The sequence below is a fragment of the Achromobacter sp. RTa genome (genome assembly GCF_000757485.1).
Taxonomy (GTDB): domain Bacteria; phylum Pseudomonadota; class Gammaproteobacteria; order Burkholderiales; family Burkholderiaceae_B; genus Achromobacter.
This window is the reverse complement of the sequence record NZ_JPYO01000035.1, coordinates 17,451-18,485: the sequence shown is the minus strand read 5'-3', so window position 1 is coordinate 18,485 and position 1,035 is coordinate 17,451. Positions and strand designations below refer to the sequence as shown.

Annotated in this window: 1 pseudogene; it reads left to right on the top strand. The window is 70.0% G+C overall.

The annotated features are described in order from the left end of the window. Nucleotides 1–1,035 (top strand): annotated as a pseudogene (locus JL37_RS30470) (adhesin); the annotation flags it as partial.

Here is a 1,035-nt window from a genome sequence, read left to right as displayed (position 1 = left end):
CTCGCGCAAAGCGACGCCTTTGCTCAAGGCCAAGGCAGCACCGCAGTGGGCTACGGCGCCACCGCCGCAGCCGAAAGCGCGCTGGCGCTGGGCCGCGAAGCCCATGCCAACGTGGAAGGAAGCGTGGCGCTGGGCGCGGGCGCCGTGTCCAACCGTGCACTGACGCCGGACAGCGGCAGCATCGCCGCCGGCAGCGGCGGCGCGCTGGTGCCCTTCAATACAACGGATCGCACCTTGCTGGGCGCGGTTTCCGTGGGCAGCGACTCCACGTACCGCCAGATCACCAACGTGGCCGACGGCACCAACGATCACGACGCGGTGACCGTGCGCCAATTGACCGGCGCCATCACGTCCGTGACTGTGACCGGCACCCGCTATTTCCATGCCAACTCGACCCAGGAGGACTCCCTGGCCGCCGGCACCGACTCCATTGCGATCGGCCCCAACACCGTGGTCAACGGAAGCGACGGCATCGGCATGGGCAACGGAGCCGTTGTGGAGCAGAATGCCCCCGGCGGCATCGCCTTCGGCGAACAGGCCCGCTCACGGTTGGCGGATGGCATCGCCATCGGCACGCAGGCGCTGGCGGATGCCGAACAGGGCGTCGCCCTGGGCGCGGGCAGCCGGGTGTCCGTGGGCGGCGGCGTGGCGCTGGGCGTCGGGTCGATCGCCGATACGGCGGCCGGCGCCGCCGGATACGTGCCCGCGGGTGCGAACGGCAGCGGTATCGAGGCCACGCGCAGCAAGCTGGCGGCGGTCTCCGTGGGAGACGTCGCGGCGGGAGAATACCGGCAGATCACCGGCGTCGCCGCAGGCACGGTGGACAGCGATGCAGTGAACGTCAGCCAGCTCAAAGCGCTGGCGTCGAACGTAAGCGATCTGGACTCGGGCGCAGTCAAGTACGACCGCAACCCGGACGGCAGCGTCAATTACGGAAGCGTGACGCTGAACCCGGGCGGCGATCCCGCCCGGTTGGGCAACGTGGCCGCCGGCGATGTGTCTGCCGACAGCACCGATGCCGTCAACGGCTCGCAA